This is a genomic window from Methylosinus sp. R-45379, from assembly GCF_001644125.1.
Classification (GTDB): Bacteria; Pseudomonadota; Alphaproteobacteria; order Rhizobiales; family Beijerinckiaceae; genus Methylosinus.
Window position 1 is genome coordinate 1 of record NZ_LUUM01000247.1, and the last position, 25965, is coordinate 25965.

Genomic DNA, 25965 nt, shown 5'->3' on the forward strand with positions numbered 1-25965 from the left:
GCAGACAATGTTGGTCATGGCGCTCCTCGCTTACCCTGAAGACGGCGTCCTTTGTAGGTTGACGTGCGCGCGCAGGTCTCCGCGCCGCGATCATCTCTTCCGAGACATCGTGCTCCGCTCAAATGAACGAGTAGGTTTCCTATTTTCATTGCAAATTGCTATCATTATCCAAACTATCCGTCAACTATTGAACGATATCGTTCAGTTGCAGACATAGAATGAGGATCGCAATGGCGGAGCCCGGCAGGCCGAAAGTCAGGACGAGAGGACCGCGTACCGTCGAGCGCATCGTCGAGGCGGCTCACCGGCTGTTTCTCAGCCGGGGCTTCGCCGAAACGTCGATGGAGGCGATCGCTCAGGAAGCCGGCGTCAGCAAAGCGACGCTCTACGCGCATTATGGCAGCCGGGATGAACTGTTCACGGCGGTGATCTGGTCGACCGGCGACCGGTTTTCGTCCGGCCTGGTGTCGGGGGTGACGGGCGCCGCGGATTTGAGAAGCAAAATGGAGCGTCTCGCCGGCGCAGTGCTCGATCTATTGCTGTCGCCCGACGTGGTGGCGACGAACCGAATCGTCGCAGCCGAGGCCCGGCGCTTTCCCGAGCTCGGCAAGCTCTTTTACGAGAACGGGCCGGACAGGCTGATCGCGCGATTGGCGGAGGTGTTCGAGACCGCAATGGCGACGGGCTCGATCCGCCGGTCCGCGCCCCGCGACGTCGCCAAGCATTTCATCGGCCTGATCCGTGGCGACCTTCAGTTGCGCGCCATGCTCGGCGACGAGTCGGCTGTGTCGGCGACCGAGCGCAACCGCGCGATCACCAGCGGAGTCGGGGTTTTTCTCGCCGCCTATGCTCCAGCGGAGCCTTTCCCAGAGAGGTGATCGTCGATTACGAGGCCCCATCGGCGGCTTGTCGATCCGCCGCCGCTATGCGGTGGGCGTGGAATGATCGCGTAATCCGAGAGAGGCTGCCGTCGAGACCGGCAGCTGCGCCCGCGGCCCCGTCCGACGAACCAAAGCGCGCGTTTTTACGCACGATAGTAATATTTCCGTAAAAGCACCAATTTTAATTCTGAATATCTAACGATATTAAAGAGACAGTATATTGTATATGTATTTGTGCGCGATCTTCATCTCTCTCAATTTCCTTTCATGCATCACTATGCGACGAGGATTATTATGCATAGATCGTTTAAATCAGCTCTCGGCGGAGCAATCATAGCGCTTGCTTTTGCGAATCATGTCGAAGCGGCGACGGTCACGACCACGTTCACCGTGTCGGCGAATGTGACGAGCCTTTGTGAGGTTTCGGCGCTCCCGATGCTCTTCGGCAATTACGGTGGAGTCCTCAATCAAACGACCTCCGCTCTCACTGTCAGCTGCACGAATGGCACGCCTTACAATGTCGGATTGAACCAAGGCTTGTATGGCGCGAGCACCACGACGCGTCAGATGAAGGCTGCAGGATCGGCGGCGCTTTTGAATTACTCGCTCTTTCAAAACTCCGGATATTCGATAAATTGGGATGATGTGGCGCCTGGGTGGGTTTCGGGCACTGGCACTGGCGCTCCTCAGCTCCTGACAGTCTATGGGCAAATCCCGGCCGGGCAGTTCAGCACTCCCGATGCGTATTCCGATACGATTACCGTGACAGTGAATTTTTGAACGAGGCGGCTTCGCTTTTCGGCGAAGGGCGCCCGATCAATCTCATGAGTGATCGAAGACATCGCGCAGCCGGCGCATTTCGCGAGAAAAGCCGGCGCCTTTGTCGCTTCTCGACCTCATCGTCCGCAGAGGAATTGCAGTGAAATCAAAGAGGCTATTTTTCGTTTTCTCTTTGTTTTGCAGCGCAGCCGTCTTCGACGGCGCGTCCGCCGCCTCGCTCGTAGTTTCGCCGATCTCGCTCGAGGCCGCAGCTCCACAACAGACGGTGACGATCACGCTTCGAAACAGCGGAAATCGACCGATCAATGGCCAAGTCCGCGTTTTCGTCTGGCGACAGGAGCATGGAGAGGATGTCCTGGAGCCGACGCAAAATGTCGTTTGTTCGCCTCCCATGGCGGAGATCGGCCCTGGCGCGGAATATACGATACGCGTGGTGAGAATCGTCGAAGCGCCGATTGCAGGTGAAGAAAGCTACCGTCTCGTCGTCGACGAAATCCCCGACGCCACGATGCGACGCAACGGGATTATCGCCGTGGCTCTGCGCTATGTCATTCCCATTTTTTTCTATGAGGAAACGCGAAGTCAGCCTCGCCTATCCTGGTTTGTCACGAATCGCGACGGCGGTCGGTTCCTCGTCGCGAAAAACGAAGGCGATCGTCGGGCCAAAATCTCTGCTCTCTCTTTGAACGGCAAGCCCATCGCGAATGGGCTGGCGGGCTATGCGTTAGGACATTCGGAAAGACGTTGGAAGCTGCCGGGAAAGTTCGATCTCCGGGACGGAAAAGTTTCGGCTACTGTAGATCGTGAGTTCATATCCGTCGTCGCAAAACCTCGATAGGTTCGACATTGCGGCGGCTCAGCATCATAGCCGCCAGCTGCATTTTCATAGAATGCGCGCTTGCCGAAAGCCGCGCGCGAGCCCTGGAGCTCGAACAAAATGCGATCGCCGATATGGAAGGCGATCGTGCGTCCACAGGGACTTTGGACCTCCGTCTGGAAGCTTACGTAAATGGCAAATCGACGGGTCTGCTCGTATCCGCCAGGAAATCGCCAGACGGCGTCTTCGCGGTCGAGCGAGGCGATCTCGAGGACATCGGGGTCAAGCCGCCACGCGCGGGCGGGCGCAAAGATATGGTCGTTCTGAATGGTTCTGGATTGGCCTATCGTTACGACGAGCCGAAGCAGCAGCTCTATTTCGATCTGTCCGACGATCAGCGCATTCCAAAAATTTACGACAGCCGCGGCGAACGTCCCGCCGTTCCAAGCGCGACGTCGTCATGGGGAGGTTTGGTGAATTATGTGATGTTCGCTTCGTCCTCCACTGCGATCACACATTGGAGGCCGGCGATCACGGCGGCCAGCCTATCCACGGATATCCGAATTTTCAGTCCCTATGGGGTCGTGACGCAGACGGGCATCATCGGAAACACGAACAACTTCAATCTATACCGCGCCAATAATACCATCGGTTTGAGACTCGAGACCGCTTACGCATACGCCGATCCCGACACGCAGACCATGTATCGTGCCGGCGACACGATTTCCGGCGCCCTCGATTGGACGAGGCCGATGCGACTCGGCGGGATGCAGATCCAAAGAAATTTCTCCATGCGCCCGGACATTGTGACCGCGGCGCTGCCTTCTATCTCGGGAAGCGCCGCGGTGCCGTCATCAGTCGACGTGCTCGTCAACGGCATGCCTATATTTTCGCAACAGGTGTCGGAGGGGCCGTTTCGCATCGCCAATCTTCCCGTTTCGTCCGCGAATGGCAATGCCGAAGTCGTCATTCGAGATGCATCTGGACGGGAAACAAGAACCGATCTCTCTCTATTCACGAACGAGCGCCTCATCGCCTCGGGCCTCTTCGACTACACGTTCGAAGCGGGATTCGCGCGAAAATTTTACGCCTATCGCTCGAATGATTACGACAACAGGCCCGTCGTCTCGTCGAGCGCTCGGTATGGCGTGACAGACCAATTGACTGTGCTCGGGCATGCGGAACTCGGCTCCGGGCTCTACAATGGAAGCATCGGGGCGGCGACGCAATTTGGACGATTCGGCTCGCTGACCGCCGCCGTCTCGGGGTCCCGCTATCTCACAGCGCTCGGCGGCCAAGGCTATGCGTCATATAATGTGATGACGCCGCTGGGCGTTTCATTCAGCGCCAGCACGCAGCAGACCTTCGGCGCTTTCGACGATCTCGCCTCTGCGACCGCAGCCCGTTGGGCCGCCGACTCCCGTTCATTCTATCTCTATACTCCTCAAACCAATCAACAGCTGGCTGCGAACCTCGTTTTCGTTCATCCGCCGCGCATGATCAATCGCATTTCTCTGGGCGCGAAACTCCCTGTAATCGGCGGCAATGCGTCGTTCACCTTCGCGCAGATCACGCCTGACAACAGGGATCGAATCTGGGCTTGGCAATCGAACCGGCTCATGGCCTCTCAAACATTGACCGCTTCGTACTCGCGACAGCTTCCCTATGAGGGAAGCTTGTTCGTCACTGTTTTCGGCAATATTTCCGGCATAGAAAACAAAGGGGTTTTCGCGGGAGTTTCCTTCCCGATCGGCGGAAATGTTCAAGTCGGAGGCGGCGCGCAGACCGTGTTCGATCCGACAACGGGAAAAGGCCGTATCGGCTTCAATGCGCAAGCCAGCAAGAACATGGAAGCGAGCATCGGGAGCTATGGGTGGTCGCTGAACCGAACCCAGGGACCCACGTCGATGACGAACGGGGCGGTCTCTTATCGAACCCCTGTCGGAACAGCCCGCATCAACGGCCTGCAACAAGCGAATTTTGTGAGTGGCGCGGCGCAATTCGAAGGCGCGATCGCGCTCGCCGACATGAATGTCGCTATCGGGCCGAAGGTCGAGGATAGTTTTGCGATCGTGAACGCCGGCGCTCCCGGCGTGACGGTGACGCATGACAATAGCCGCGTCGGCGAAACCAATGTTCTCGGAACCTTGTTGATACCGACGCTCCGCTCCTATCAACGCAACAAGGTCGACATCGATCTGATGACGCTGCCGGTCGACGTGGTTTCGGTGAAAACCCAAGAGGTCGTCGCGCCACGATATCGCAGCGGCGTCGCGATCGATTTCGGCGCGAAGGCAAACGCCAAGCCCATCGTCCTCGTCCTGACCGACAAGGCCGGAAAGCCGATCGAAGTCGGAAGCCGCGGCAAGCTCGTCGACAGCGATAGCGCCTTCGTCGTCGGCTATGACGGCCGCGCCTTTGTGACCGATCTCACAGCGAGCAATTCGATCATCATCGATCTTGGAACCAGGGATTGTCGCGGCACTTTCGAGGCTCCGCAGACGGCCGGGCCGAATAGGGAGATCCGAGTGACATGCGAATAAACGAATTTTTCTCGAGCGCCCTTCTTTTTTTCGTTACCGCTTTCCTCGGCCTGACGACATCGAGCGGCGAAGCCGTCGCGGCTATGTCATGCTCGACGTCGGGCACGATGTCGTTCGGCATCGTGGATGTGCTCTCGGGCGCTGCGTCTCCGGCGCAACCTTCGATTATTTCCATCATATGTTCGGGGGCAAACCCCAATGCGGTCTCGGCGACCGTTTGCCTGAGCATAGGACCCGGCCAGTCGACGTCCTGGCCGCCACGTCAGCTCATCAGCGGACCCAAGACGCTGTTGTTCGAAATCTACAAAGACGCCAGCTTGACGACGGTGATGGGATCCTACAGCGCCTATGTGCCGGCCTATAGCGCGACGACCAATGGGCTATCCATTCTGATTCCGATCACGAGCGGCTCTGGCTCCGCCAGCGTCACATTATATGGCTCAGTTCTCGCCTCCCAGCAGAGCGCGGGCGTCGGAACCTATACGAACAACTTCATCGACGTGAGCACGAGCTTGGAGATGTTTCAAAATCCGAATCTCAGCCCCGTCGCGATCTGCGGCGTATCGACCCAAGGGACAAAATCGAGCGCGGTCTCTTTTTCCGCATCCGCGACTGTTCAAGCGAATTGCAGCGTATCCGCCAACAATCTCAATTTTGGGAACATATTGAGCTTCGGATCGAATATAGATGCGCAATCCACGATGAGCCTGACGTGCAGCAATGGTCTCCCCTATACGGTCGGCCTGTCCGGCGGATTGTCGGGAGCCACCGATCCGACGCAACGCAAAATGCACGCAGGCAGCGACACGATCACCTATGGACTCTACAGCAATAGCGCGAGAAGCGCGCCGTGGGGAGACTTGATCGGCGCGAACACGGTAGCGGGAACCGGGAACGCATCGGCGCAGTCGCTCACGATCTTCGGACGGGTGTACTCAGGTCAGACGCCGCCTGTCGGAGCGTATTCAGATGTCATCGCTGTGACCGTGACATACTGATGCTCAGGGGCTGCGCATTCTGTCGCAGCGCCTCCAATAGGGCTCTGCTTTACTTCTCGGTGCAAATTAGAATCCTGCGATGGTAGACTCTGCGCGCGGAACGAGCCTAAGCCGCGCTCTCTGCTGTCGTCAGGGGCGCCGTGACCGTGACGTCCCCCATGCTTGCCGATAGAAGCCGCGCACATGGTTCCGCCACGTCTCGCGTAAATGCTGTTCCGTGCGGACCGCCTTCGCGACGGCGCACTTCCTACTCGCCGTCGAGCGGCGCATGGACTGCGCAGGATCGCTTTCGAGCTCCCGAAGATGGAAAGCCGCATCGGCGTGCAACGACGCTCTCAGCATTTCAGAGCAAGTCCACCTTTGACCGCGTCGATTGCGGCCTCGCGCCGCCGGGCCTCGGATCGCCGATGCACAGTGACCAATGTGTTCGACGCCGGCGACGCCTTCGGCCTCATGCGCCAGGTCGAAGTCGGCGACGGCGCCGATCCCGCGATCTTCGTCGGACGCATCGCCGAGCCGGCCTTCGACCGCAGGCTTCCGATCGCGCGCGAAATCGCCAATTCTCGCCGCCGCCGCGCGCAAACGCATATCGATAACTCGGCATAGCTAACGCCGCGACCGTCATCAGGGAACGAAGCGCGTCACGAGAGCTTCAGCCGGGCCTCAGAAGCCGCAGCTTTATGTCCAGGCGATCCGCCGCCGCGAACGTCCGCGAAATCCAGGGAAAGCGGTCCCTCGGGTCGTCCGCGACGAATGGCCGGTTATGGCGCATCCTCGCCATTAACGAACGCGAGACGTTTGTTCGAACGTCACGCCACGAGCGCCCTTTTCACCGCTTCCGGCTCCGTCGCGATCACGCGTAACAGCATTGCGGCCGGGCCGCTGACCGCGCGCTGGCCCTGTTCCCATTTCCGGATAGCCCGACAGGCTCATCCCCATGAGGGGAGCCATCTCCGCCTGCGTCAGCCCGGCATGCTTGCGAATCTCGCGCGGATCCACAGGAACGTGAACAACAGCCGGACCATCGCCCTTCACATGCGCCAGCGCTTCGCCGAGCGACTGGATCAGCTCTTTTCCGAACGCGCTCATTTCCTTTTCCTCGCGGCCTTGATCGCCTCGACGAGCGGCGTGGCGGCCCGCTTATCCTCGGCGGACAGATCCGTCTTTTCGTTCTTCGGATTGACCAGCAGCGCGTAGAGCGGGATCGCGTCGTCGAGAAAATAATAGACCACTCGCGCGCCGCCACGCTTGCCTCTTCCCGACGAGCATCAATTGCGCAGCATCGCCCGGCGTCACGAGTTCGTCTTCGTTTGCGCCCTCAACCAGAGCTTCGCCGGCGCCCCTGTACTAAGTCGCCACTCTGTATCGAGGAAAATGGCGGCGATTTCATCCATCAAAGGATGATGGAGCCCGACCTCGCAGAATTCACTGAATTCCTCGCGAATTATCTGCTCCCACGTCGGCGCCACGAAGACGAGATATCCGATATCCTCATTGCGCAATTCGCCGCGGCATTTCAAATAGAGCTGCCGCGCCTCGTCCGTCCTCCCGGCAAACATGAGCATATGGGCCTCGGCGATATCGCGTCTCGTCCGATGCGTCTCTAGAGGTCCTCGATCCGCGACACTGATGCCTTCGCACAGGTCTCTGGTGGCCGCGAGGCGCTCGAACGTATCGGCGCGCTCTACGCGGTCGAAAGCGAAATCCGCGGGCGAAGCTCCGACCAGCGTCGTGATGCGCGACAGGAAAAATCTCGTCCCATCCTCGACGCGCTCGAGCTCTGGCTGCGAGAAAAGCTGGCGCTGATCAGCCAGAAGACCAAGCTCGCCGAGGCGATCCGCTATGCGTTGTCGCGCTGGGACGGCCTGACGCGTTTCATCGACGATGGGTGCATCGAGCTCGACTCCAATGTCGTCGAGCGCGCGATCCGGCCGATCGCTCTCAATCGCAAAAACGCTCTCTTCGCCGGCTCGGACGGCGGGGCGAGAACTGGGCGATTGTCGCCTCGCTCATCGAGACATGTAAGCTCAATGGCGTCGATCCACAGGCATACATGCCTGACGTTCTCACGAAGATCGTCGACGGCCATCTCGCGAGCAAACTCGATGAACTCATGCCGTGGGCCTACGCCGCGCCCACTGCGCCGAAAGACGTGGCCTGAAAACAGCGCTTACGTTCAGTCACAGAGCTATTGAGCTGATTGAATCCAAGCGACACGATGATCTCTCCTAACAGAACGCGAAAGCTCACGGCGTCGCAGCCTTCCCGCTTAGACGACGATCTCGCCGCCGAATGTCTTCAAGACGCGAACAGCGCTGCAAAGCGCCGACCTTGCCCTATGGCGAAAGGGAGGCTCAATCGATGAGGCATTTCCATTGAACCAGTCTGGCTGGCTTCCGACCGCGCCGACCGTCATGTGCCGGCCTTTTGCCTCTATACGTGCAGCAGCTCGCTCGCCGTCTCGGCACTATCTGAGATAACGAATATCCGCGACGAGCTCCCAGCAATCTTTGGTCGGGTAGAGAAGCAATTTGCCATCGACTCGCCTTCCCGGACGATAAGGCTTGCCGTCGAGGTCGTACGCTGTCCCCAAATTCTCCTCGCCCACGTACGGTCCCCGGTAATGCACGCGCGTCCACTCGACGGAAATCTGATTGCTCTGGCCCTGATTGAACTCCATCATCACATATTCTTCTTTGTCGCCGGGCTTCGCCGGGACGGTCGTTTTCCAAAAGAAATCGAACATCTGGATCGGAAATTTGTCGTAGCTCTCTTTCGGAATCGCGCTCTTCCTCGTCTCGTTCTTTTTGCCGCGTTCCTCATAATCGATCTGAGGCGCGGCGTATTTTTTTCGCACGGCTGCCGACCGGATCATCGTGGTGAACAACTCTTGATAACTCCGAGACTGGCACGCGAGCGCAGCCTGTTCGAGTTCATGCTGTTCGAGTTCAGCAATTGGATTTTCGGCGCCGCCCCATGCCGGCACGGCTGACAGAATTTGAGGCAGCGTCAGAGCGACCAAAAGTCGGCTGATGAACGAAGTCGAAGAGAAGGTGCACATTGTTCGCACTCATGTCAGATCCTGCTTGCCAGTCGAACCTATCGTCGGTGCGGGTCGAAGTTGAGCGTAAAAGCGAACCGGTACTTCATGTATGTTGACCGCGTGCGGCGCCGGGAATAGCCACGGATCGAATGGCTCGACGCGAGGACTGGCGATGTCTCGAAGACGATGGCGGCAAAACGCCACGGTCGGCTTTCTAGCCTGTTCATATTGCCTTTGGCCGTCTGCGCTCGGCTTTGCAGGACCAGGCGGCTGCGATAAAGCAGCTCGCGACTATCTCACCGAATATTGTACGGAAATCGCGCCGGAGGATCAGGTCAGCAACAAGGGGGAGGCCTTGTCCGACGCGGTCGCCATTCTCCAGCAGGACCGCTTCAATGTCCATGTAAGAGGTCTGCGCCGAAAGGGCGACAGCGTCGACGCTTATTTTGCGGGGACGACGCACTGCGTCGAGATCGCCGGCGCCATGTTGACGATCGACAAGGAAACGAGCGCGGCCATCGTCGACGGCAATCCGTCGCTGCTGCTGGACGTCTACCGCCACAAGAGCAACGGACGGTTGGAATTCTCTGTCGGAGTCTCGGACGAGGCCCCGCCCGAGGGAATTGATGCTGCGGAAACGCTGCGCCCGTTGCACGAGATTCCCCTGCAATATCACGGAAAATGGGCCTATTCGGCCCATAATTGCACCGGGGGAGAAACGATCGCCGTGCTCGCAATCGATTCCAAAGGTCTGCATCAGTCGGAAGGGGAAATGATCGCTCTCGGGGTTCTCCCTATGGGGAGCTCGCGCCGCACGATTATTTTCAACACTCGAAATTCGGGCGGCGGAGGAAAGTGGGATTCTACGGAAGAGCTCACCCTTTCGTCCGATAGCGCCGTTCTCGAATGGCGGACGGTGCGGCCCTATCCGTCGGCGGTCTCGCGATTGGTCCGCTGTCGATAAAGCAGCGTATGAAGCAGCGCCACAAGTGGAAAAGTCTCTTGGGAGACACGGGATGATATCGACACGAAAACTTTTTCTATGCCGCTTTGTCGTCGGCGTCTTCAGCCTTGCGGCCGGGGGCACAATGGCGGCCGGGCGCGATACCGTTCGCATGCCGCATTTCACGGCGCGACTGGTCGATGTCCATGAGGTCCCCGGCAAGGGAGTCGAATGGCTCGAGATCGAGTTCGCTTCCGGCGTGATCTCGCAGGTGGAGACGGCGCTGATCCGCATCGATCCATGGACCTGCGAGCGATCCGCGTATCTGTCCGACGCCAGGGCCCGCAGGTTCGTGGCGAAGCGCTGTGTCCCGGGAGGCGGCGCCACGAGCGCTTCGAAGGGTTGGGACGTCAAGCTCGACGCCGACGGACGGCAGACTTACCGAATTCCCATCGCTCTTTCTCCCGAGGCGGCGCCCGAGCCGCCATTCGATATCGAGGTCCCCATAAGTTACGCCTTGAGCGGCGAGGAAGATGCGCCTCCGAAGGAAACGGCCGCGGTGCTGGCGTTTCGCTGGGCGGGCCGGCAATGAGAAACGCCGGCGCGGGCGCTTGCACGCTGCTGCCGGCCTCTATCCGATTCAGCCAGCCGCTTCCGTCAGCCGGCGCGTATGGGCGCAGTGGCCGATATTGTCCCGCTCCGAGAAGCGAGGCGCGACCCTCCGAAATTCTCCCGTCGTCTTGGGCATGAGACGGTTCATTTGCAAAGTTTCAATGTGACGCGCTCACGGCCGGCTTCCTCGATCACGAGCGTTTTCTTCTCGTCCGAGAGGCTGAGCTGATAGATATGGCTTTCGCTTTGCCGAAGCGGGCGCAGTTCGACGAGCATCTCGGCGGCGTTCCGCTCCCTCTCGGACGAAATGACGATTTTGCGCTTCTCGGCCAGAGCGGCTTCTACGTCTCGCGGCGTCAAAGTCTCTGGCGTTCGGACATAAGCGCTGGCGACGACGAGCGGGCCGGATTTGGTGGAGATGCGATCGGCGGCGATCCAGACGAATCCGTTGGGGGTCCGGTCCGGGAACGAGGACGAGCGCTGCGCCTCGCCACAGATTTCCGGACGCATGGCCCAGGCGCCGAGGAAGCCCGGCAAGATACCGGCCGCATCCAGAGGCGCATAGGCTTTGCGCGCGCCCCAGGCGCCGGCGACCACTACGCCGCTTTCGTCCACAGTCACGCTGGACGATGCGGCGTAAGCGGGTGAGGCCGTCATGAGGACGACGACGAGAAATTGCTTCAGCCTATCCGACATCGAGATACTCCTTCCGTGCTCACGGCGCGGCGCAGGGAAGCTTGGGCATCAGGTGGAGACCACTGGCCCCAAGAGCGCGCGTATCGAAGACGACCCTTGGCGTCTCGACGCGGATCTGCGACGCTTCCGTGAAGCTCTTGACCTGTTCGCGCGTCAGACGCCCGGTTTCCAATGTGCCCCAGGCTGTCGCTCGAATGGGAACGCGCTTAAACTCCTTGTCCATTTCGTCAAAAAGGATGGCCGTGCCCGGCGCGCCGAAGTAATACGCCTTGTTCTTCATATTGGCGGTTTCCTCCTCGCCCGAAGCGTCGGAGCCTAGCGACGCGAGTTCTACGAGGAATCGCCAAACGCTCTTTCCGGGGTCGATGCTGTCGCAGCCGAGCGCAAAATTGGGCGTCAGGTCAGTCGGGCCGGATTTATGTTTCGCATTGGGAAAATAGAAACGGACGCCGCCACCCCAGGCGCGCTCATCCATAATCCATTCCGACCGAGTGCTCGAGTCGATGACTTCGAGTTTCTCCCGAGGAGCGGCTTCGACGGGCAGCGACGCGAGAATCCACGGAACTGCGATGGTGACGACGAGCGCTTGGGCGACGCCGCGCGCGGCGCGCTCTGCTTCTGACATTTTCTGACCCTGACCTTTGAGAGAGAAGGAGCGGATGCCGATCGACACGCGAGCTCACCGCGTCGCGCAGGGAAGCTTCGAATTGCCGTCGATCGTCGCTTTCAGCGCCGACGTTGCGGATTCGAAAAAAATCCGCGGCGTTTCGGCGCGGATCGCCGATGCGTTCAGGATAGCTTGGACATCGTCTTGCGTCAGAGCAGCGGTTTCGAGCGAGCCGTTCCTCGGCGTAAGCGGAGTGCGCCTTATCTCCTTGTCCACCTCGTCCAGGGGAACGAGCATCCCCGGCGCGCCGAAGTAATATTTCATGCCTTTCTCGTGGGCGATCTCGTCCCTGCTCGTGATGCCCGATCCGGGCGGTGTGGCTCCCACGCGGAAGCGCCAGTAGCTCTTTGTCGGATCCTGGTCGGCGCAACCAAAAGAAAATTCCGGCGCTCCTCCGGCGAGAAAATTCAGGGACGGCGCGCCCGCTTCCTGGCTTTGTTTCAGATCGAACACAAAGCGAGCGCCGCCGCCCCAGTCAAACGCCTCGATCCAATTCGCCCGAGGATTGCGATCGACGGCTCTGAGCGGCGCCGGAGAGGCGGCCATCGCGGGAAGCGCCACGAGCATTTGAAGAGCGACCATGGTTGCGAGGAGGGAGTTGGCGCCGATTGGCATGGAAGGCGTCTTTCTGGGCATTTTGTGACCTCGATGAATGAGCGAGCGGATAGTGTTCGCCCGATGAGCAAAAGAGAACGGCGGCGTGGCGGGTGGACTCATCGCCGTGTCGGCCGCCGAGGGGCGGCCTCTACCGAGAGCGATGCGAGACTCCGAGCCCTGCGATCGTGACGACACACGCTCTGGCGACGCCGTGCGCTTTGCTTCTGACATTTTACGCCCCTGACTTTCCAGAGAGAGGGGGGACGCCGATCGACACACGAGCTCACCGCGCGGCGCAGGGAAGCTTCGGATTACCGTCGATCATCGCTTTCAGCGCCGAGGTTCCAGATTCGAAAAAAATCCGCGGCGTCTTGGCGCGGATCACGGACGCGTTCAGGATGGCTTGGACATCGTCTTGCGTCAGAGCGGCGGTTTCGAGCGCGTCGTCGCTCGGCGCAAGCGCAATGCGCTTTATCTCCTTGTCCGCCTCGCCCAGGAGAACGAGCATTCCCGGCGCGCCGAAGTAATATTTTATGCCCTTCTCATACGCGATCTCGTCCTTGCTCGTGATGCCAGATCCGGGCGGCGTGATTCCCACGCGAAAGCGCCAGTAGCTTTTCGCCGGATCCCGGTCGACGCAACCAAACGTAAATTCAGGGTCGCCTCCCGCGAGAAACTTCAGGGACGGCGCCCGGACTTTTGTTTCGAATTCGGTTCCGGCGAGAAAATCTCGGTGCGCCGCGTCCGCTGCTAGGCTCTGTTTCAGATTCAACACAAAGCGAGCGCCGCCGCCCCAGCTACGGTCCTCGATCCAATAATTCGACGGAGAGTCGCGATCGACGGCTCTGAACGGACCTGGCGACGCGGCCAATGCGGGAAGAGATGCGAGCGCGAGGACGGTGACTAGGCGAAAACCGGCGCCGGCTGGCAGGGAAGGCGTCTTTCTGGACATTTCGCGACCTCGAAGAATGAGTGAGCGGATAGCGTTCGCCCGATGAGCAAAGGAGAATGGCGGCGTGGCGGGGAAATTCATCGCCGTGTCAGCCGGTTCAGTCGAACGATGGCCGCTTACGTCGCCGCCATGAGTGAACCACGAGGACCAGCAGCCACAAGACGAACAATCCGGCGCCGATGGGCAGGGTGAAGATCATCAGCCAGCCGCCGACCGCCATATTGTAGAGGGTCTGTCCCGCGTCCGAACTGAGGATGAGGCAGGGGTGCGGATTGCCTTCATCAAGCGTGCAGCTGTTGGCGCTCGCGACGAGGCTCGCGGCGAAGAGAGAGAGCAGCGGCAAGAAGGCGAAGAAAGTGATCGCGACGAGCGCCAGTCCATAGCGCCAAGCCAGCCTATGCCGGCTCCCGCCGGGGAAGTCGATCATCGCGGTCACCATTTCCACATGCGCTTCAGTCATCGATCCCGTAGATGCTCGCGTCGTAAACGAGTCCAATCTCCGCTCCATCCGGCGCCTGGACACGTAGGGCGGTCCATTCCTCGCCCGCCTCCGGCCCGTTATCGATTTGCGAGACGTTGCCGAGTTGGAGCGGCCGGTATTGTCCGGCGGCCGCGGGTTCGCAGGCTTGTCCGGCGAGCGAGCGCAAAAGCGTGGCGCGCAACACTTTCGGCTTTTTCTCGTGCAGATGGGCCTTCTCGACGATAGAAACGACGAAAGTCGCCGCTTCGTAGCTCGGGCAGCGATAGCCGCGATGATAGTCTCCGTGCTTCTTGCCGCTCAGGGGGATCATCCCCTGGAAGCTTACATGACTCGGATCGTCGATCCACTCTTGGAGCGCTTTTTTTGAATCCTGCGCAGACCCCGAGCCGAAGGTGAGGAGCAGGATGAGCAAGGCGCAACAATTTCGCATAGTTTTTGAAATCCCAAATCGTCGGATAAGGCATGGAGCCATCCGATCCTCGCGAAATCAATTACGCCGACGCACCGGTACGATGCGCGCATTGCTCCTGCGAGAGACGCGACAAATAATGTCCTATGACGCCTCGGGGCGAGGAACACGCTCGTCCGGCGCCGTCAATCGGATAGGGGCAGGACATGCGCATCGGCGGCGAGGGCGTCATTCAGCAAAGCGACGACAGCCTTGCGCGACGGGACGTTCAACTGTCTCAACAGTTGCGAGACATGATTGCGTACCGTGAAATGCGACAGCTTCAATCGCCGGCCGATCTCCTTGTTCGACAGGTCATGCATCAAGAGCCGCAGAATGTCGTGTTGTCGCTCGGTCAGCGTGGACAGCCCGTGTGTGAGGCGCGAGTCTTGCGCGCGGGTCACTTCGCGCCGCGCATACAGCACGCTGCCCTCCGGCAGCATGTGACGCACCCGAGCGAGAAAATCGTCCGCGTCTTTCGTCCGCACCGCGAACAAAACGATGCTCGCTGTCGCACTGTGCTCGATAATCGCGGGGCCTCCTGAATGCCTGCTGCCCCGAAGGTTTGGCGCTATGTCCGAAATGTCGTATCTATCCATGTTGAAACTTCCCCGTGGTCCCTTTCGCAGCTTCGTAGCATCGCTGGAGCGCGGGCTCACTCGCCTTCCGGCGACGAGCGCGAGCGCGGCGACGAGCGGCGGCAAGAATCTGCGAACCGCTATTGTCGGGGGACGAACGGTATGCCGAAGACCGCTTTGCCGGCGTCCTATGAACGCCGACACGAGTCGATGAATGGAAAGGCCCTGTAGGTCGAAGAGGGAATGAAGGGTGATGAAGAGATCGTCTAACGCATGCGCAATCCGTCAGGCCACCATTCGCTTCGGCCTGATCTATTGGGGAGGCGCGTTCCTTTCATCGGTTCTTCTTTGGATGCTTAAAATAACGGACTCTGTAGACTATACCCAGCGCGTCGTATATATTGTAGAAAAAATTGTTCGATATGGATCTGGATGGCTTATTACAGCCTTGATTTCGTATATTTTGTTTTGCTTAGATAGATGGGCGAGCCGTCGCGGGCCATCGGAAAGCTCCCTGCCGATTTTCGTCATTTCCTCCTTCTTGATCTCCCTAGCAGCAGCGCCGGTTTGGGCTGCATTGGGCTACGCCGCTCAAGCCGTCTACCCTTTGCCACAACTGGCTACCCACGACTGGAATAGTTTCATCAACGACACAGCCTTAGGTGCGGCGTTGTTTTTTGGCTGGTCCTGTCTGTTCGTTAGCCTCATCTTCAGTTTCGAACTCCATGACCGCGGACGTCGGCTAGCCGCTGCCCGTGAGGAAGCGCTATCCGCGCAAATGCGCGCGTTGCGATACCAGGTAAATCCGCATTTTCTCTTCAACACGCTGAACTCGATCGCTGGCCTGATCGAGGAGGGCTCCGCCACCCGCGCCGAGCGAATGGTCCTGTCGCTCTCCACATTCCTCCGCACGACCTTGTCGCTCGATCCCATGCATGACGTGTCTTTGGCGGATGAGCTGGCTCTTCAAGAAGAATATTTGGAAATAGAGCGGGAGCGCTTTTCCGACCGGATGGCGTTCAGCATCGACATGCCCGAGGACGTGCGCAGCGCGCTTGTGCCCAGCCTGATCCTGCAGCCGCTGATCGAGAACGCGATCAAGCACGGCGTCGGCGCCACTGTCGGCAAGGTCGAGATCGCGCTGCGCGCGCGCCGGGAAGCAGACAGGCTTCACCTCACGGTCGAGAACGACATGCCGATGGATGATGACGGCAAGAAGCCCGCCGGCATGGGAGTCGGATTGCGCAACGTCGCGGAACGCGTGCACGCCCGCTTTCAAGGCGACGGCTCGTTTTCATCCGGCCCGGTCGCGCCCGGCCGCTACCGGGCATCCATCGATCTCCCGTGGCGGCTCGCATGAGCGAGCTCACGATTCTCGTCGTCGATGATGAGCCGCTCGCGCGCCGCAGGCTCTTGCGTCTGCTCGCGAAGATGGAATGGGTCGGCCGGATCGAGGAAGCCGCCGACGCCCGGGAGGCTCGTCGCGCGGCTGAGCAAACGCAGCCCGACATTCTTCTGCTCGACATCCAAATGCCGGGCGGCAGCGGCTTCGACGTTTTGGAGAGCCTCGGACCGGAGCCGCCGGTCGTCGTTTTCGTCACCGCATTCGACCATCACGCCCTGCGCGCCTTCGAGGCCAACGCCGTCGATTACGTCACCAAGCCGATCGAGCCGGGACGCTTCGCTCGCGCCTTGGAGCGCGCGCGGATCGCCGCCGGCGCACGCCTTCAGGCCGACCGAGTCGCCGAATTGCAGGAAATGATCGCCTCCCTGAAACGCACTCTGACCGAACAGCCGAAAAAGTCGACCGACTTCTGGGTGAAGGCGCGAGGCGAATATTTGCGCGTCACGCTGGACAATGTAATCCGCTTCCAGGCGGAGCGCGACTATGTGCGCATCCACGTTTCTGGCGCGGACTATCTCTTTCAGGAGAGCCTGTCCTCGCTCGAACGCCGTCTCGACGGCGAAGAGTTCCTACGTATCCATCGTGGAGCGATCGTGCGCCGCAGCGCCATCACGCGCATCAAGCAGGCGCCATTCGCGGCGCTGATCGTCGTTCTGAGCGACGGCTCGGAAGTGCGCGTGGGGCGAACCTATGCGCCGGCGATCCGCGCAAAGCTGATACGCACGTAGCCGAAGCCTCCCGGTGCGCAAACCCGTTCAGCGTTCGACGGGAACGTCGTTCTGCGCCATCCAGTCTATGATCTTCCGCCGCGCTTGCAATGCCTCTGGGTTGAGCAGACGTTCCGGCGTCATGAGGAGGTAGGTCTGGAAAGTCTTGCCCTGCCGGTTGCGCGCCGTCGCCGGGGCTCCTTGCTGCAACAATCTCAGAACGCGCGCAGAATCGTTGAGTTGCGCCGCAACATGCAGAATGGTATTGCCCATGTTGTCGGCATGGTTCATACGCGCCCCGGCTGCGAGCAACATTTCGAACTGCTGCTCCCGTTCCCCCATCAAGGCCGCCATCAAAGGCGTCCTGCCGGTCTGACCATTGCGGGCGTCAACGTCGACATGGCGCGCGAGGAGAAGACGCAGATATTCCAAGTCATTCGCCATGGCGGCGAAATGGATAGCCGTATCGCCGTCGATTCCAGGCTGCGCAGGATCGGCGCCGATATTCAGCAGCACTTGAAAGGCGAAGTGGCTCTTGTTGAGCATTGCCCATTGCAACAGCGTGACGTTCTTGTCGCCTCTCGCGCGCACATCCGCGCCAGCAGCCACGAACTCGGCGGCGCGTTTGCTATCCCGCTGAAAGGCCGCGTGGAGCAATGCGACAATCTTCGGATCGGAAAATATCTCCGCGGCGCTGGGCGCCGCGCCGCTCACCGCCGGATAAGCGAACGGACATGAGCCCAGAGCACCGATAAGGAGTTTCCGCCGCGATAGAGTCGTCTGCGTCATGGCGCAGACTTCTTCCAGGGCTCGAACGTGCTCAATGTGTAGCCTGTCTCTCCACTCATGTGGAGCATCGCGCCTTTGCATTCCTGAAGGCGGGTCTCGAAGCTGTGGCTCGTTTCGATCTTTCCGAGATCAGTCCGAACGCGCCCATGATGATACCATATGGTCGCCTGATAACGTACGTCGTTGGTCCCCGTCCTCTCTATGCCCGATGTTTCCAGCGAGGTCTCCCGGCTGGAGCCATCGGCCTCGACTGTCTTCTCGGCGATGCGTCGCTGGTCATCGGCATATTGGCGCTCGATCTCTGAGACGCATGCGCGATGCGAGGCGAACATCTGCGAAGATGGCGGGACTGGCAGCCTGCCGCTCGCATCTGCCGGCCACGACGCAAGAGAAATCGCAAGACCGAGAGCTTTTGCCAGCGATCGGAAACCCATCAATGCCATAAACGTTGTTCCATCGACATGCGATCGCTCCGACTTTCAACGCGTCTCGCCGTAATAGGGGGACTCTCCGCCTCGCGAGTCGTTCGTGTGCTCTTTCAAATTCGCGCAAGCGCAAACCGCGTCGACGCAATTATTGGAAAGCTGCTTGCGAACGAAGGAGCAGTCCGGCTTCGAATGAGTCGTCTGCGTCTTGGTGGCGTTCTCATAGGCGTAGACGGCGGCCTTGGTGTCCAGAATTTCCATGAGTCTCAATCCGCTGTTTTGGCAGATCAGCCGCTCGATCGGCTTGCTTTGCCTTTGACAGTCGAGGCAGGACGGAACGTCGCCGTAAAAATCCGACAAATCGCCAATCGCGCGCTTGACCTTGTCGACGTCTACGTTCGGGCAATCGACCGCAAGTGCGCGCCTCGCGACGCCCGTGAGAAGCAAGATCAACAAGGACGCCAACAAAGCTGTTCGCATATCATCCTCCTTTGCGTTCGTGTTCCGAACCGCGACGAACTCATCGAAGCGGCTCGATGCGGGTGACGCAGGATCTCTTCGTCATATCGCTCCCGGGCGTGAACAGAGAGAAGGAAAAGAAAGCCTCTCCTGGGCTGTTTTTGCCGCCATCCTCATTGCGACCGGCGCGGACAAAAATCGGCCTGGGCTCGGCGAGAAGATTGATCCGGAAAAAGGCAGTGTGTTCGTCATCGGGCTGATCGCCATATCCGTCCGTCTTGCAATTGTCGGAAAGCAGAGTCACGGTCCCGGCGCTCAGCTGCTTTTGGAGAATTTCCTGATAATTGCCGCTCGGATAAAACTTCTGAAGCTCTATTCCGCGAGCCCCTTTGGCGCTGTGGAAAATGACGTCGATCGAGGCGTCGCCTTCATTGCCTCTTTTGCTCGTCGCGCTCGCGCCGATCCCGACCGGCAGATCGACGTCGCCAAATCCCCTCAGGCGCAACTGCCCCCGCAAATGGTAAGTCACGCTGAGGTCTTTCTCGGAGTCCTCGGGATAGGCGAAGCCCTTCCATTCGATGTTCGCAAGCGCGGCGATTTCTCTGTCCCGCTTGCCCTGCGCGAAGGCGAAGAGCAGCGTTTCGAGCGGGCTGCTCGCGGCGAGCGCCTCGACCGACGCATCGAGAGCCATCGCGAGAACGAAGGAAATTACGAAACGATATTTGCGGCAGGTAAGAGCCATGGCGTCCATCGGTTGTAAGAAATTCACTTCCGAGAAGCGACGATGCTCCCGGCGACGTTATTTTCCAGACGGAAAAAGCATGAAGCGCTCGCCTTTCAGTTGATCGCCCTCGGTCGGCATGAGACTGCGTCTGCCGTAAAGATCAACCGCGAACGAAGACAGCGCATAGCGGTCGGTATTGTGGAGGAAACGCCATGATCCCTGCTCCCCAGAGTCCTGACGGGCGCCCCAACGCTCATTGCTCGTAATCTCCAGGCTGTTCGGATCGATTTTCCCATTCGGAAGTCTGGTCACGACCTCGTATCCTATCGCCGTGGGCCTCTCCGCCAATTCGGATCCGACGTCGTCGGCCCAATGAAGCTCATATACAGGCTTTGCGAAGTGCATCAGCCGGTAGCCGTGGAGAGTCCGCCACAGAAGGAACACGCGCGTCCGAACGGCGTAAGTCTCGCAATAGAGATCATAGATGATCGTGGCGAATTTGCCGCTCTGCGAGACCACGATCATTCGGTCATCCTTGATGACGTATGTGTTTTCGGTATCGTCGCATCCGGCGTCGGTCTGTGAAATGACGAATTTGCGCGCGTCTAGTACCGTTGGAACGTCCGGCGGCAATTCCGCGCTGCAGGCCGAGGTTTGCGCGAAAAGGGCCAAGACGCAAAGACGCGTGGCAAACCGGGTGGAGATTTTGTACGTCTTGCGAGTTTCGACCATCTCGCCCCCGGTTTTCCAACATTGCTACGACGAGGCGGGCGAGAATGCGCATGCTCATTCTCGCTCTAATCATGGCTCAGTCGCTCGACAGTCCGATCGCGAGTCATTTGCCACGCTTGCCGACACAGGCGCTCAACCACTTTCGCGCCGTCGAACCACTGTGCCACTTCCCGTGGATGACTTCCTGCCCCTGCAGCTCCACCGAATAATCCTGCGCGTCCTCGATCGAGCTGAGCAGCGCCTGTGTGGAGGGGACGGCGAATATGATCATTCCGATCTTTGCCGACCAGGGCAAGCTCGCATGAGATGCGCGAACTCTCTGGATTTGCCCGGACTGGGTGAGAGTAACCATCTCGGTGCGGATGTCAGCAGTCGGTGGGATCGCCCCGCCGAAAAAAGCGAGAAGCGTGCCTTTGGCGTCGCCCACCCAATCCATGATCAACACGCCGCCATTCGACTGGAGGAATGATGCGGTGCATATCCGGCGGGGATCGTTCGGCTGCGAGCGTGAGAATTTCCATACGCCTTGCTTCAATTCGCGCAAAACAGGATTGCTCTTCAAGAGGCGCTCCTCGTTTTCCCGCGCAACTTGTTTTTCCCATTCGAGAAGCGCGCGGAACTCATCGGCATTGAAAGGAGGAGGACCGGAATCTCCGCCCTTGCTCGGCCCACCGCCGCCATCGTCGACGTCGTACATGTGGAGGCAACCCGTCCAACCGGCGTTTTCTTGTCCGGGGACCATAGCGCCGCCCGGGATAAATCCTGGTGGGCAGGCGCCTTCGGCCGACGCGCGGTCGGCGCCATGAAGCGCAAACGCGAATAGCGAAAATAGGAGGCCGTGCGCAAATCGTAATTGCCTTGCCATTTCCGTTGCTGGTCTCCCTGCATCGCGCCATGAGGCGCCTTTGACGGCCCGTCGTTGTCGAAGATCGCCAAAACTACCGACCGCATCCGCTATGAAGGCGACCGAACTGCCGCGCCAAGCTAGGCGAGATGACGACGCTCACCAAGGGACAAGATGTACCAGTGCTTACGAACGGCGTCATTTCCGGGAATCGGGCGAGGCGCGCAATCTGACGCCATGAGCCAGCTACCACGCATGAGCACGCCGAGTGCTTGCCGAACGTCGTAGCGGCGCTCGCCTTCAGCGCTCGGGGCGGCGCAGGGTCGACAGGATCTCGCGGACGGCACTGACGATCGCCTCCGGCTTCTCGAGCGGAATGGCGTGGTCGCTGTCGACCCACACCTGACGGGCTCCAGGATTGAGGCGCAGAATGTCGACGCGCTTGGCGTTGCTGTCACGAGCGAGCTCGGAGGCTTCGCTCATCGGCTTGCTCGCGCTGAGAACCGTCACCGGCCTGCCGGTGAACGGCGGCAAAGCGAGAAGCGCGGCGCCGGTCGTCTGCAGTGCGTCCAGTTCTTCGTGCGCGACCGCTGGAGACGCCACGTCTACGGCGAGCTTGACCCAGCCCGGGGTCTTCCTCACTTCCTGTTGCGCCCTTGATCGACCCGGGGAGCGACCATAGCTTAGCTGTATGGAAAGGAAATCGATTTGGTCCCTCGGGCAGGGCGTAAACATTTTGGACGCCAGGCGGCTAGGCAGCGAGTGGCGGATTTCGGCGGCGGCCGTCGGGTCTGCTGTCTGTCCGGATTGTGGAAGGCGATCAACACGCCGTCACGGCTGGCATGTGCGCGTTCTGCAAGATCTGCCGGCGCAAGGCGCCCCTGTTGTTGTGACGCTTCGCCTCCAGCGCTGGCAGTGTCGAAACGAAGCCTGCGAACGTAAGACGTTCACTGCGCAACTGCCCGAGGTCGCGGCGCCTTGAGCGCGCCGCACCGAGCGGGCCGCCGAAATCATTTATCTTCTTGGCCATGGCGCCGGCGGGCGTCCGGGAGAGCGCTTGATCAAGCGAATGGGCATGCCGACGAGCGACGACACGATACTGCGCTGTCTCAAACGACGGGTAAGGGGGCGGCGCTCGGAGGAGACGACACGAGTCGTGGGCATCGATGATTGGGCGTGGCGCAAGGGGTCCACATACGGGACCATCGTGGTGGACCTGGAGCGGCGGGAAGTGCTCGATCTATTTCCAGAACGCGCCGCGGGCACGACTGCGGACTGGCTCGAGCAGCATCCCGGCGTCGAGATTATCAGCCGCGATCACTGCGGGTCGTTCGCCCAAGGGGCGGAGGAAGGCGCGCCGCAGGCGCGGCAAATCGCCGACCGTTTTCACATCCTGCAGAATCTGCGCGAGGCCATTCAGGCTCAACTCGGCCGCGCGGTCGGAATTTCGGTTCGTCCTTTGCTGCCGGCCGACGGTGAAGATGTCGCCAGCGTGAGAGACAAGCACGGCGGCGGCGAGCACCGCCGCCTCATCAGAGTGGCGAACGAGCGATCGAGGCAAGCGGTTTTCGATCGGGTCCGCGCTCTACACGAGGAAGGTAGAAATGTGATGGACATCGCTCGGCGAACGGGGTTCGATCGCCGCACGGTCATGAAATGGATCCGAGCCGATGCGCTTCCCGAAAGGAGCGCTGCCGCGCCAAAGACAACGTCACCAAGACATTTCGAAGATTATCTATCGCGCCGCTGGTCTGAAGGTTGCGTGCGCGGCCGTCGCCTTTTCCAAGAAATCAAAGCGCGCGGTTATACAGGGAGTTTTTCAAACGTCGAGCGACTTTTCGCGAAATGGCGCAATCCGAAATGCAAGACGGTGAAGGGCACATCGGCTCTTCCGAGCCCGCGACCTGTCGATCCCGCGACCGGACGTTCGATCTCGCCGATTGTTGCCGCGGCGCCCTGCATCAAGCCGCGCGGGCTGTTGACTGGCAATCAGGCTGCGAAAGTCGATGCAATGAAGAAGGACTGGCCAGAGTTCGCGACAATGCGTCGACTCGCCATGCGATTTCGTGGCATGCTTAAAAGCAAGAACGTCGGTAAGCTCGTCGCCTGGCTGAGAGACGCTCAGAAATCGGGCTTGTACGCGATGCAACGTTTCGCTCGCACGGCGCAGAGAGACATCGACGCGGTGAGAAATGCGATCACCGAGCCGCGGAGCAACGGCCCGACGGAAGGACAAATCAATCGCCTGAAAGCGCTCAAACGAACGATGTATGGTCGAGCGGGGCCAGAACTCCTTCGTGCGCGTTTGCTTCCCGTGTAGCGGCCACCGCAACAGGAAGTGAGGAAGAACCCTACCGGGTCAATTTCGATCTGCACCGCGCGAGCGGGCTCTGGTTATGGGCTATGCTGCTCGTCTTCGTCTGGTCGAGCGTGTTCTTCAATCTGAACGGGGTCTACACAGGAGTGACGAAGTTCTTCTTCGATTGTGCGCCGCCCCCATGGGCATGGCCCGCGTGGCCCAAGCGCGACGATGCGACGAAGCCGCTCGAATGGGAAGAGGCGCAGGCGATCGGCGTGAAGCTGATGGCCGAACAGGCGCGCGCACGCGGCTTCGAGGTGGAGCGCGCCGATGCGCTCTATTACAAGCTCGGCAAGGGCCTAATTCAATACCGCGTGCGATCGAGCCTGGATCTCGGCGACAGGCTGGGGATGACGTCCGTATTGTTCGACGCCTACACCGGCGACTTTGTCGCGCTGAGCCTGCCGACGGGCGACCGCAGCGGAGTCACGCTCACCTCCTGGCTCGCTGCGCTCCATATGGGCGCCGTGTTCGGCATGCCCTATCGCATTCTCGTCGGCGCTTTCGGCATGGCCGTCGTGATGCTGTCCGCGACTGGCGTCTATATTTGGTGGAAGAAGCGATCGTCATCCATTCGGCGTTGACGCCGACGGCGACGATCGTCGTCGCCGACACGATGCGGCCATTCCAAAGACAGGGCCGGTCGCCCTCGAGCAGATCTGTTGCGCCGAGACGCCGTCTTTGACTTTGCTTCGCAGCACGCGGCGCCGAGGACGGTGTTCTGTGGCAACGCAAATCGTGATGCGTCCTGTCGCTGCTTTTCGCGCTTTTAGATGATTTATGGATGTCGCACGCGCAATAGAGGTATCGATACTTACGAATATTTCCAATGAGACCAGGAGCGCGGTCCTCATTGGAATTGTTTCAGCAGCTGTATGCTTGTTTATCTTTCTCAACGACCGTAGTCGTCGGCCAAGAATTACAGCCGAGCGAGGTCGAACTCATGTCGCGCGTCACTCTCGAAGCATCCTCCACTGTCGCGTCGGCGCTCCTCGTGTCACTCGTCATGGGTCCTGCTCGCGCGCAGGAGGCGTTGCCGACCATCGACGTGGCGGCGCAACCAGCGGATATCGATGCGAGCCGCAAAGAACGACGGCCCATTGTCGGACCGCTCGGCCCTGCGCCCGCCGAGGCCAAGAGCCTGAAGCAGATCACCCAGACGATCTCCGTCGTCGACCGGCAGCAGATCGAGCTCACCAATCCGACGGGCCTGCTCGAAATCCTCGCTCAGGCCCCTGGCGTCGCCATCGCCCGCGCTGGTGGTATCGGCGGACAGATCTATTTGCGCGGATTCAGCTCCAACACGATGCGCTCGCCGCTCTATGTCGACGGCGATCGGCTGCATGGCCGCAACACGCTGCAGCTCAGTTATTTCGCGCCCGAGGAAATCGAGCAGGTCGAGGTGATCCGCGGGCCGGCCTCCGTGCTCTATGGCAGCGACGCGCTCACCGGCCTCGTCAATGTCGTTACGCGGCAGCCTTCCAGCAATGTCGATGGGCCGTTCCGTTTCAGGCGCGGCGGCGCGTCATTCGGTTATGCGAGCGCGGCGACGGCGCTCAGCACATATGAATGGGCGGAGGGCGCAGGCGACGGATTCTCGGTGAGGGGCGGCCTCGCGGGACGTAAAGGCCTCTCCTACGAGACGCCGTTGGGCGTGGCGCGCAACGGCGATTACCGCAGCATCGGCGGCGATTTCTCGCTCGGCTATTCGCCGACGCCGGATCAACGTTTTTCGGCGAGCTTTCGTGGCTATGTCGAGACCGACGGACGCGCGGGCGGCGTCGGCGGCGCGCCCGGATATCCGTATCTCAATGTGCGGCAGAGCCCTAACGAACTGCTGATGGGCCGCCTCGCCTATTCGGGCGATTTCACCGGCGGCCTGATCTCCCATGTCGAAGCGTCCGCCTATGTGAATTATTTCGACACGCATCTCGCCACGATCAATACGACGAGCGCAAAGCAGACGGTGTTCTCGGACAGCCATGTGATCGGGCCGGTCGTCATCGGCGGACGCGTGCTCGCCGTGGCGCCCTGGTCGATCGACGGATTCGGCTCGGTGGTGACGAAATTCGGCGGCGACGCTTTTTATGAGCGCCGCCCCGGCAGCCTCGGAACCTCCGTCACCGCCACGCTCTCCAATGGCGTGGTGACGGCGCTGCGATATTCTCCGCTCACCCAATCCGTGCCGGAATCCTTCCAGACCAATGGCGGCATTTTCATGCTGCACGAATGGACGCCGTTCGAAGCGCTCACCGTCTCCGCAGGCGGCCGGCTCGACTATTTCAACACGCGCACACGTCTGTCGCCGCTCGCTTCGGCCGCGCTGCTGTCCGCCTATGTGGCCAACAGCGACACCGACCGGCTGGCGCCGACGGGCAGCATCGGCGCCGTGCTGCGCGTCGCGCCCGCCCTCGACGTCGTCGGCAACATATCGACGGCCTTCCGCCATCCGACCAACGCCGAGCTGTGGCGTTGTTGCATGGAG

The 25965-nt window shown here is 60.2% G+C and carries 30 protein-coding genes and 2 pseudogenes; 15 read left to right on the forward strand and 17 right to left on the reverse strand.

Translation table 11 applies throughout. The annotated features are described in order from the left end of the window. Positions 1 to 230: 230 nt before the first annotated feature. The 6 genes from A1351_RS11515 (at position 231) to A1351_RS11540 (ending at position 6625) form a co-directional block, all read left to right on the forward strand. Positions 231 to 878: a TetR/AcrR family transcriptional regulator gene (locus A1351_RS11515; protein ID WP_064033018.1), complete on the forward strand. Its 648-nt coding sequence runs from the start codon at positions 231 to 233 to the stop codon at positions 876 to 878. A gap of 297 nt (positions 879 to 1175) precedes the next feature. Continuing rightward, positions 1176 to 1661, forward strand: coding sequence for a spore coat U domain-containing protein (locus tag A1351_RS11520; RefSeq protein ID WP_064033034.1), 486 nt, complete (start codon positions 1176 to 1178; stop codon positions 1659 to 1661). A 100-nt stretch (positions 1662 to 1761) separates the two neighbouring features. Continuing rightward, entirely contained in the window at positions 1762 to 2499 is a 738-nt protein-coding gene (locus tag A1351_RS11525; RefSeq protein WP_166671894.1) for a molecular chaperone, read from the forward strand. 293 nt (positions 2500 to 2792) lie between these two features. After that, complete coding sequence (locus A1351_RS11530) at positions 2793 to 5021, forward strand: fimbria/pilus outer membrane usher protein (RefSeq protein WP_198022840.1); 2229 nt, start codon at positions 2793 to 2795, stop codon at positions 5019 to 5021. Further along, entirely contained in the window at positions 5012 to 6019 is a 1008-nt protein-coding gene (locus tag A1351_RS11535) for a spore coat protein U domain-containing protein (RefSeq protein WP_024881895.1), read from the forward strand. The genes A1351_RS11530 and A1351_RS11535 overlap by 10 nt, the downstream gene beginning before the upstream one ends. Positions 6020 to 6433: 414 nt before the next feature. Beyond that, complete coding sequence (locus A1351_RS11540; protein ID WP_024881894.1) at positions 6434 to 6625, forward strand: hypothetical protein; 192 nt, start codon at positions 6434 to 6436, stop codon at positions 6623 to 6625. 174 nt (positions 6626 to 6799) lie between these two features. Here A1351_RS11540 and A1351_RS11545 read toward each other — a convergent pair whose 3' ends face one another. Genes A1351_RS11545 through A1351_RS24715 form a run of 3 tightly spaced genes read right to left on the reverse strand, consistent with a single transcriptional unit; the run spans position 6800 to position 7584 of the window. Further along, positions 6800 to 7108 carry a helix-turn-helix transcriptional regulator gene (locus tag A1351_RS11545; RefSeq protein WP_245267474.1) on the reverse strand — a complete coding sequence of 103 codons (309 nt, stop codon included), beginning with the start codon at positions 7106 to 7108 and terminating at the stop codon, positions 6800 to 6802. Then, complete coding sequence (locus tag A1351_RS24710) at positions 7105 to 7251, reverse strand: hypothetical protein (RefSeq protein WP_157096268.1); 147 nt, start codon at positions 7249 to 7251, stop codon at positions 7105 to 7107. Before A1351_RS24710 ends, A1351_RS11545 begins: the two co-directional genes overlap by 4 nt. Before the next feature lie 60 nt (positions 7252 to 7311). Next, positions 7312 to 7584 carry a hypothetical protein gene (locus A1351_RS24715; RefSeq protein ID WP_157096269.1) on the reverse strand — a complete coding sequence of 91 codons (273 nt, stop codon included), beginning with the start codon at positions 7582 to 7584 and terminating at the stop codon, positions 7312 to 7314. 93 nt (positions 7585 to 7677) lie between these two features. On the opposite strand from A1351_RS24715, the pseudogene A1351_RS23935 reads away from it, so the two are divergent. Next, a pseudogene (locus A1351_RS23935) lies at positions 7678 to 8180 on the forward strand (transposase); the annotation flags it as partial. A gap of 306 nt (positions 8181 to 8486) precedes the next feature. On the opposite strand, the gene A1351_RS11560 reads toward A1351_RS23935, so the two are convergent. Beyond that, positions 8487 to 9080, reverse strand: a complete 594-nt coding sequence (locus A1351_RS11560; RefSeq protein WP_083967282.1) for a hypothetical protein — start codon at positions 9078 to 9080, stop codon at positions 8487 to 8489. 337 nt (positions 9081 to 9417) lie between these two features. Between A1351_RS11560 and A1351_RS11565 the strand changes: the two genes are divergently transcribed. Both A1351_RS11565 and A1351_RS11570 read left to right on the forward strand, forming a co-directional pair. Then, entirely contained in the window at positions 9418 to 10026 is a 609-nt protein-coding gene (locus A1351_RS11565; protein ID WP_064033021.1) for a hypothetical protein, read from the forward strand. Positions 10027 to 10150: 124 nt separating this feature from the next. Then, entirely contained in the window at positions 10151 to 10597 is a 447-nt protein-coding gene (locus A1351_RS11570) for a hypothetical protein (RefSeq protein ID WP_064033022.1), read from the forward strand. A 164-nt stretch (positions 10598 to 10761) separates the two neighbouring features. Here A1351_RS11570 and A1351_RS11575 read toward each other — a convergent pair whose 3' ends face one another. The 7 genes from A1351_RS11575 to A1351_RS11605 all read right to left on the reverse strand — a co-directional run bounded on the left by A1351_RS11575 (position 10762) and on the right by A1351_RS11605 (position 15057). Further along, the gene (locus tag A1351_RS11575; protein WP_064033023.1) at positions 10762 to 11313 is read right to left on the reverse strand and encodes a hypothetical protein; all 552 of its coding nucleotides are present in this window, start codon (positions 11311 to 11313) and stop codon (positions 10762 to 10764) included. A gap of 19 nt (positions 11314 to 11332) precedes the next feature. Next, positions 11333 to 11986 carry a hypothetical protein gene (locus A1351_RS11580; RefSeq protein WP_064033024.1) on the reverse strand — a complete coding sequence of 218 codons (654 nt, stop codon included), beginning with the start codon at positions 11984 to 11986 and terminating at the stop codon, positions 11333 to 11335. A 6-nt stretch (positions 11987 to 11992) separates the two neighbouring features. After that, a complete protein-coding gene (locus A1351_RS11585; RefSeq protein ID WP_083967283.1) occupies positions 11993 to 12616 on the reverse strand; it encodes a hypothetical protein in 624 nt (207 codons plus the stop codon). 244 nt (positions 12617 to 12860) lie between these two features. Then, positions 12861 to 13529, reverse strand: coding sequence for a hypothetical protein (locus tag A1351_RS11590; RefSeq protein ID WP_024881883.1), 669 nt, complete (start codon positions 13527 to 13529; stop codon positions 12861 to 12863). 97 nt (positions 13530 to 13626) lie between these two features. Next, positions 13627 to 13989, reverse strand: coding sequence for a hypothetical protein (locus tag A1351_RS11595; RefSeq protein ID WP_198022838.1), 363 nt, complete (start codon positions 13987 to 13989; stop codon positions 13627 to 13629). Continuing rightward, on the reverse strand, positions 13982 to 14422 hold the full coding sequence (locus A1351_RS11600) for a hypothetical protein (protein ID WP_157096270.1): 441 nt from the start codon (positions 14420 to 14422) through the stop codon (positions 13982 to 13984). Before A1351_RS11600 ends, A1351_RS11595 begins: the two co-directional genes overlap by 8 nt. A gap of 182 nt (positions 14423 to 14604) precedes the next feature. After that, positions 14605 to 15057 carry a LuxR C-terminal-related transcriptional regulator gene (locus tag A1351_RS11605; protein ID WP_083967284.1) on the reverse strand — a complete coding sequence of 151 codons (453 nt, stop codon included), beginning with the start codon at positions 15055 to 15057 and terminating at the stop codon, positions 14605 to 14607. Between the two features lie 232 nt (positions 15058 to 15289). Between A1351_RS11605 and A1351_RS11610 the strand changes: the two genes are divergently transcribed. Both A1351_RS11610 and A1351_RS11615 read left to right on the forward strand, forming a co-directional pair. Further along, positions 15290 to 16396: a sensor histidine kinase gene (locus tag A1351_RS11610; RefSeq protein ID WP_036310100.1), complete on the forward strand. Its 1107-nt coding sequence runs from the start codon at positions 15290 to 15292 to the stop codon at positions 16394 to 16396. Continuing rightward, positions 16393 to 17169 (forward strand): LytTR family DNA-binding domain-containing protein, encoded by a 777-nt coding sequence (locus A1351_RS11615; protein WP_024881878.1) that lies wholly within the window; start codon positions 16393 to 16395, stop codon positions 17167 to 17169. The genes A1351_RS11610 and A1351_RS11615 overlap by 4 nt, the downstream gene beginning before the upstream one ends. A 27-nt stretch (positions 17170 to 17196) precedes the next feature. On the opposite strand, the gene A1351_RS11620 is transcribed toward A1351_RS11615, so the two are convergent. The 3 genes from A1351_RS11620 to A1351_RS24720 are packed head-to-tail and all read right to left on the reverse strand — an operon-like array spanning position 17197 to position 18623. Then, entirely contained in the window at positions 17197 to 17937 is a 741-nt protein-coding gene (locus A1351_RS11620) for an ankyrin repeat domain-containing protein (protein WP_198022836.1), read from the reverse strand. Then, entirely contained in the window at positions 17934 to 18380 is a 447-nt protein-coding gene (locus A1351_RS25345; RefSeq protein WP_157198917.1) for a hypothetical protein, read from the reverse strand. The genes A1351_RS11620 and A1351_RS25345 overlap by 4 nt, the downstream gene beginning before the upstream one ends. Before the next feature lie 36 nt (positions 18381 to 18416). After that, positions 18417 to 18623, reverse strand: a complete 207-nt coding sequence (locus A1351_RS24720) for a hypothetical protein (RefSeq protein ID WP_157096271.1) — start codon at positions 18621 to 18623, stop codon at positions 18417 to 18419. A gap of 175 nt (positions 18624 to 18798) precedes the next feature. On the opposite strand from A1351_RS24720, the gene A1351_RS24725 reads away from it, so the two are divergent. Continuing rightward, complete coding sequence (locus tag A1351_RS24725) at positions 18799 to 19581, forward strand: hypothetical protein (protein WP_157096272.1); 783 nt, start codon at positions 18799 to 18801, stop codon at positions 19579 to 19581. Positions 19582 to 19620: 39 nt separating this feature from the next. Here the strand turns inward: A1351_RS24725 and A1351_RS11640 are convergent, their stop codons facing one another. The 3 genes from A1351_RS11640 to A1351_RS11655 all read right to left on the reverse strand — a co-directional run bounded on the left by A1351_RS11640 (position 19621) and on the right by A1351_RS11655 (position 21763). Then, positions 19621 to 20277: a hypothetical protein gene (locus A1351_RS11640; RefSeq protein WP_064033030.1), complete on the reverse strand. Its 657-nt coding sequence runs from the start codon at positions 20275 to 20277 to the stop codon at positions 19621 to 19623. A 103-nt stretch (positions 20278 to 20380) separates the two neighbouring features. Beyond that, a complete protein-coding gene (locus A1351_RS24730) occupies positions 20381 to 20974 on the reverse strand; it encodes a hypothetical protein (RefSeq protein WP_134188249.1) in 594 nt (197 codons plus the stop codon). 447 nt (positions 20975 to 21421) lie between these two features. Further along, complete coding sequence (locus A1351_RS11655) at positions 21422 to 21763, reverse strand: hypothetical protein (protein WP_024881870.1); 342 nt, start codon at positions 21761 to 21763, stop codon at positions 21422 to 21424. Positions 21764 to 21812: 49 nt separating this feature from the next. Between A1351_RS11655 and A1351_RS11665 the strand changes: the two are divergent. The 3 genes and pseudogenes from A1351_RS11665 to A1351_RS11675 all read left to right on the forward strand — a co-directional run. Further along, positions 21813 to 23441 (forward strand): annotated as a pseudogene (locus A1351_RS11665) (ISL3 family transposase). Positions 23442 to 23491: 50 nt separating this feature from the next. After that, the gene (locus tag A1351_RS11670) at positions 23492 to 24064 is read left to right on the forward strand and encodes a PepSY-associated TM helix domain-containing protein (RefSeq protein WP_083967287.1); all 573 of its coding nucleotides are present in this window, start codon (positions 23492 to 23494) and stop codon (positions 24062 to 24064) included. A gap of 359 nt (positions 24065 to 24423) precedes the next feature. Then, a partial coding sequence (locus A1351_RS11675; protein WP_064033033.1) for a TonB-dependent siderophore receptor occupies positions 24424 to 25965 on the forward strand: 1542 nt, incomplete at its 3' end.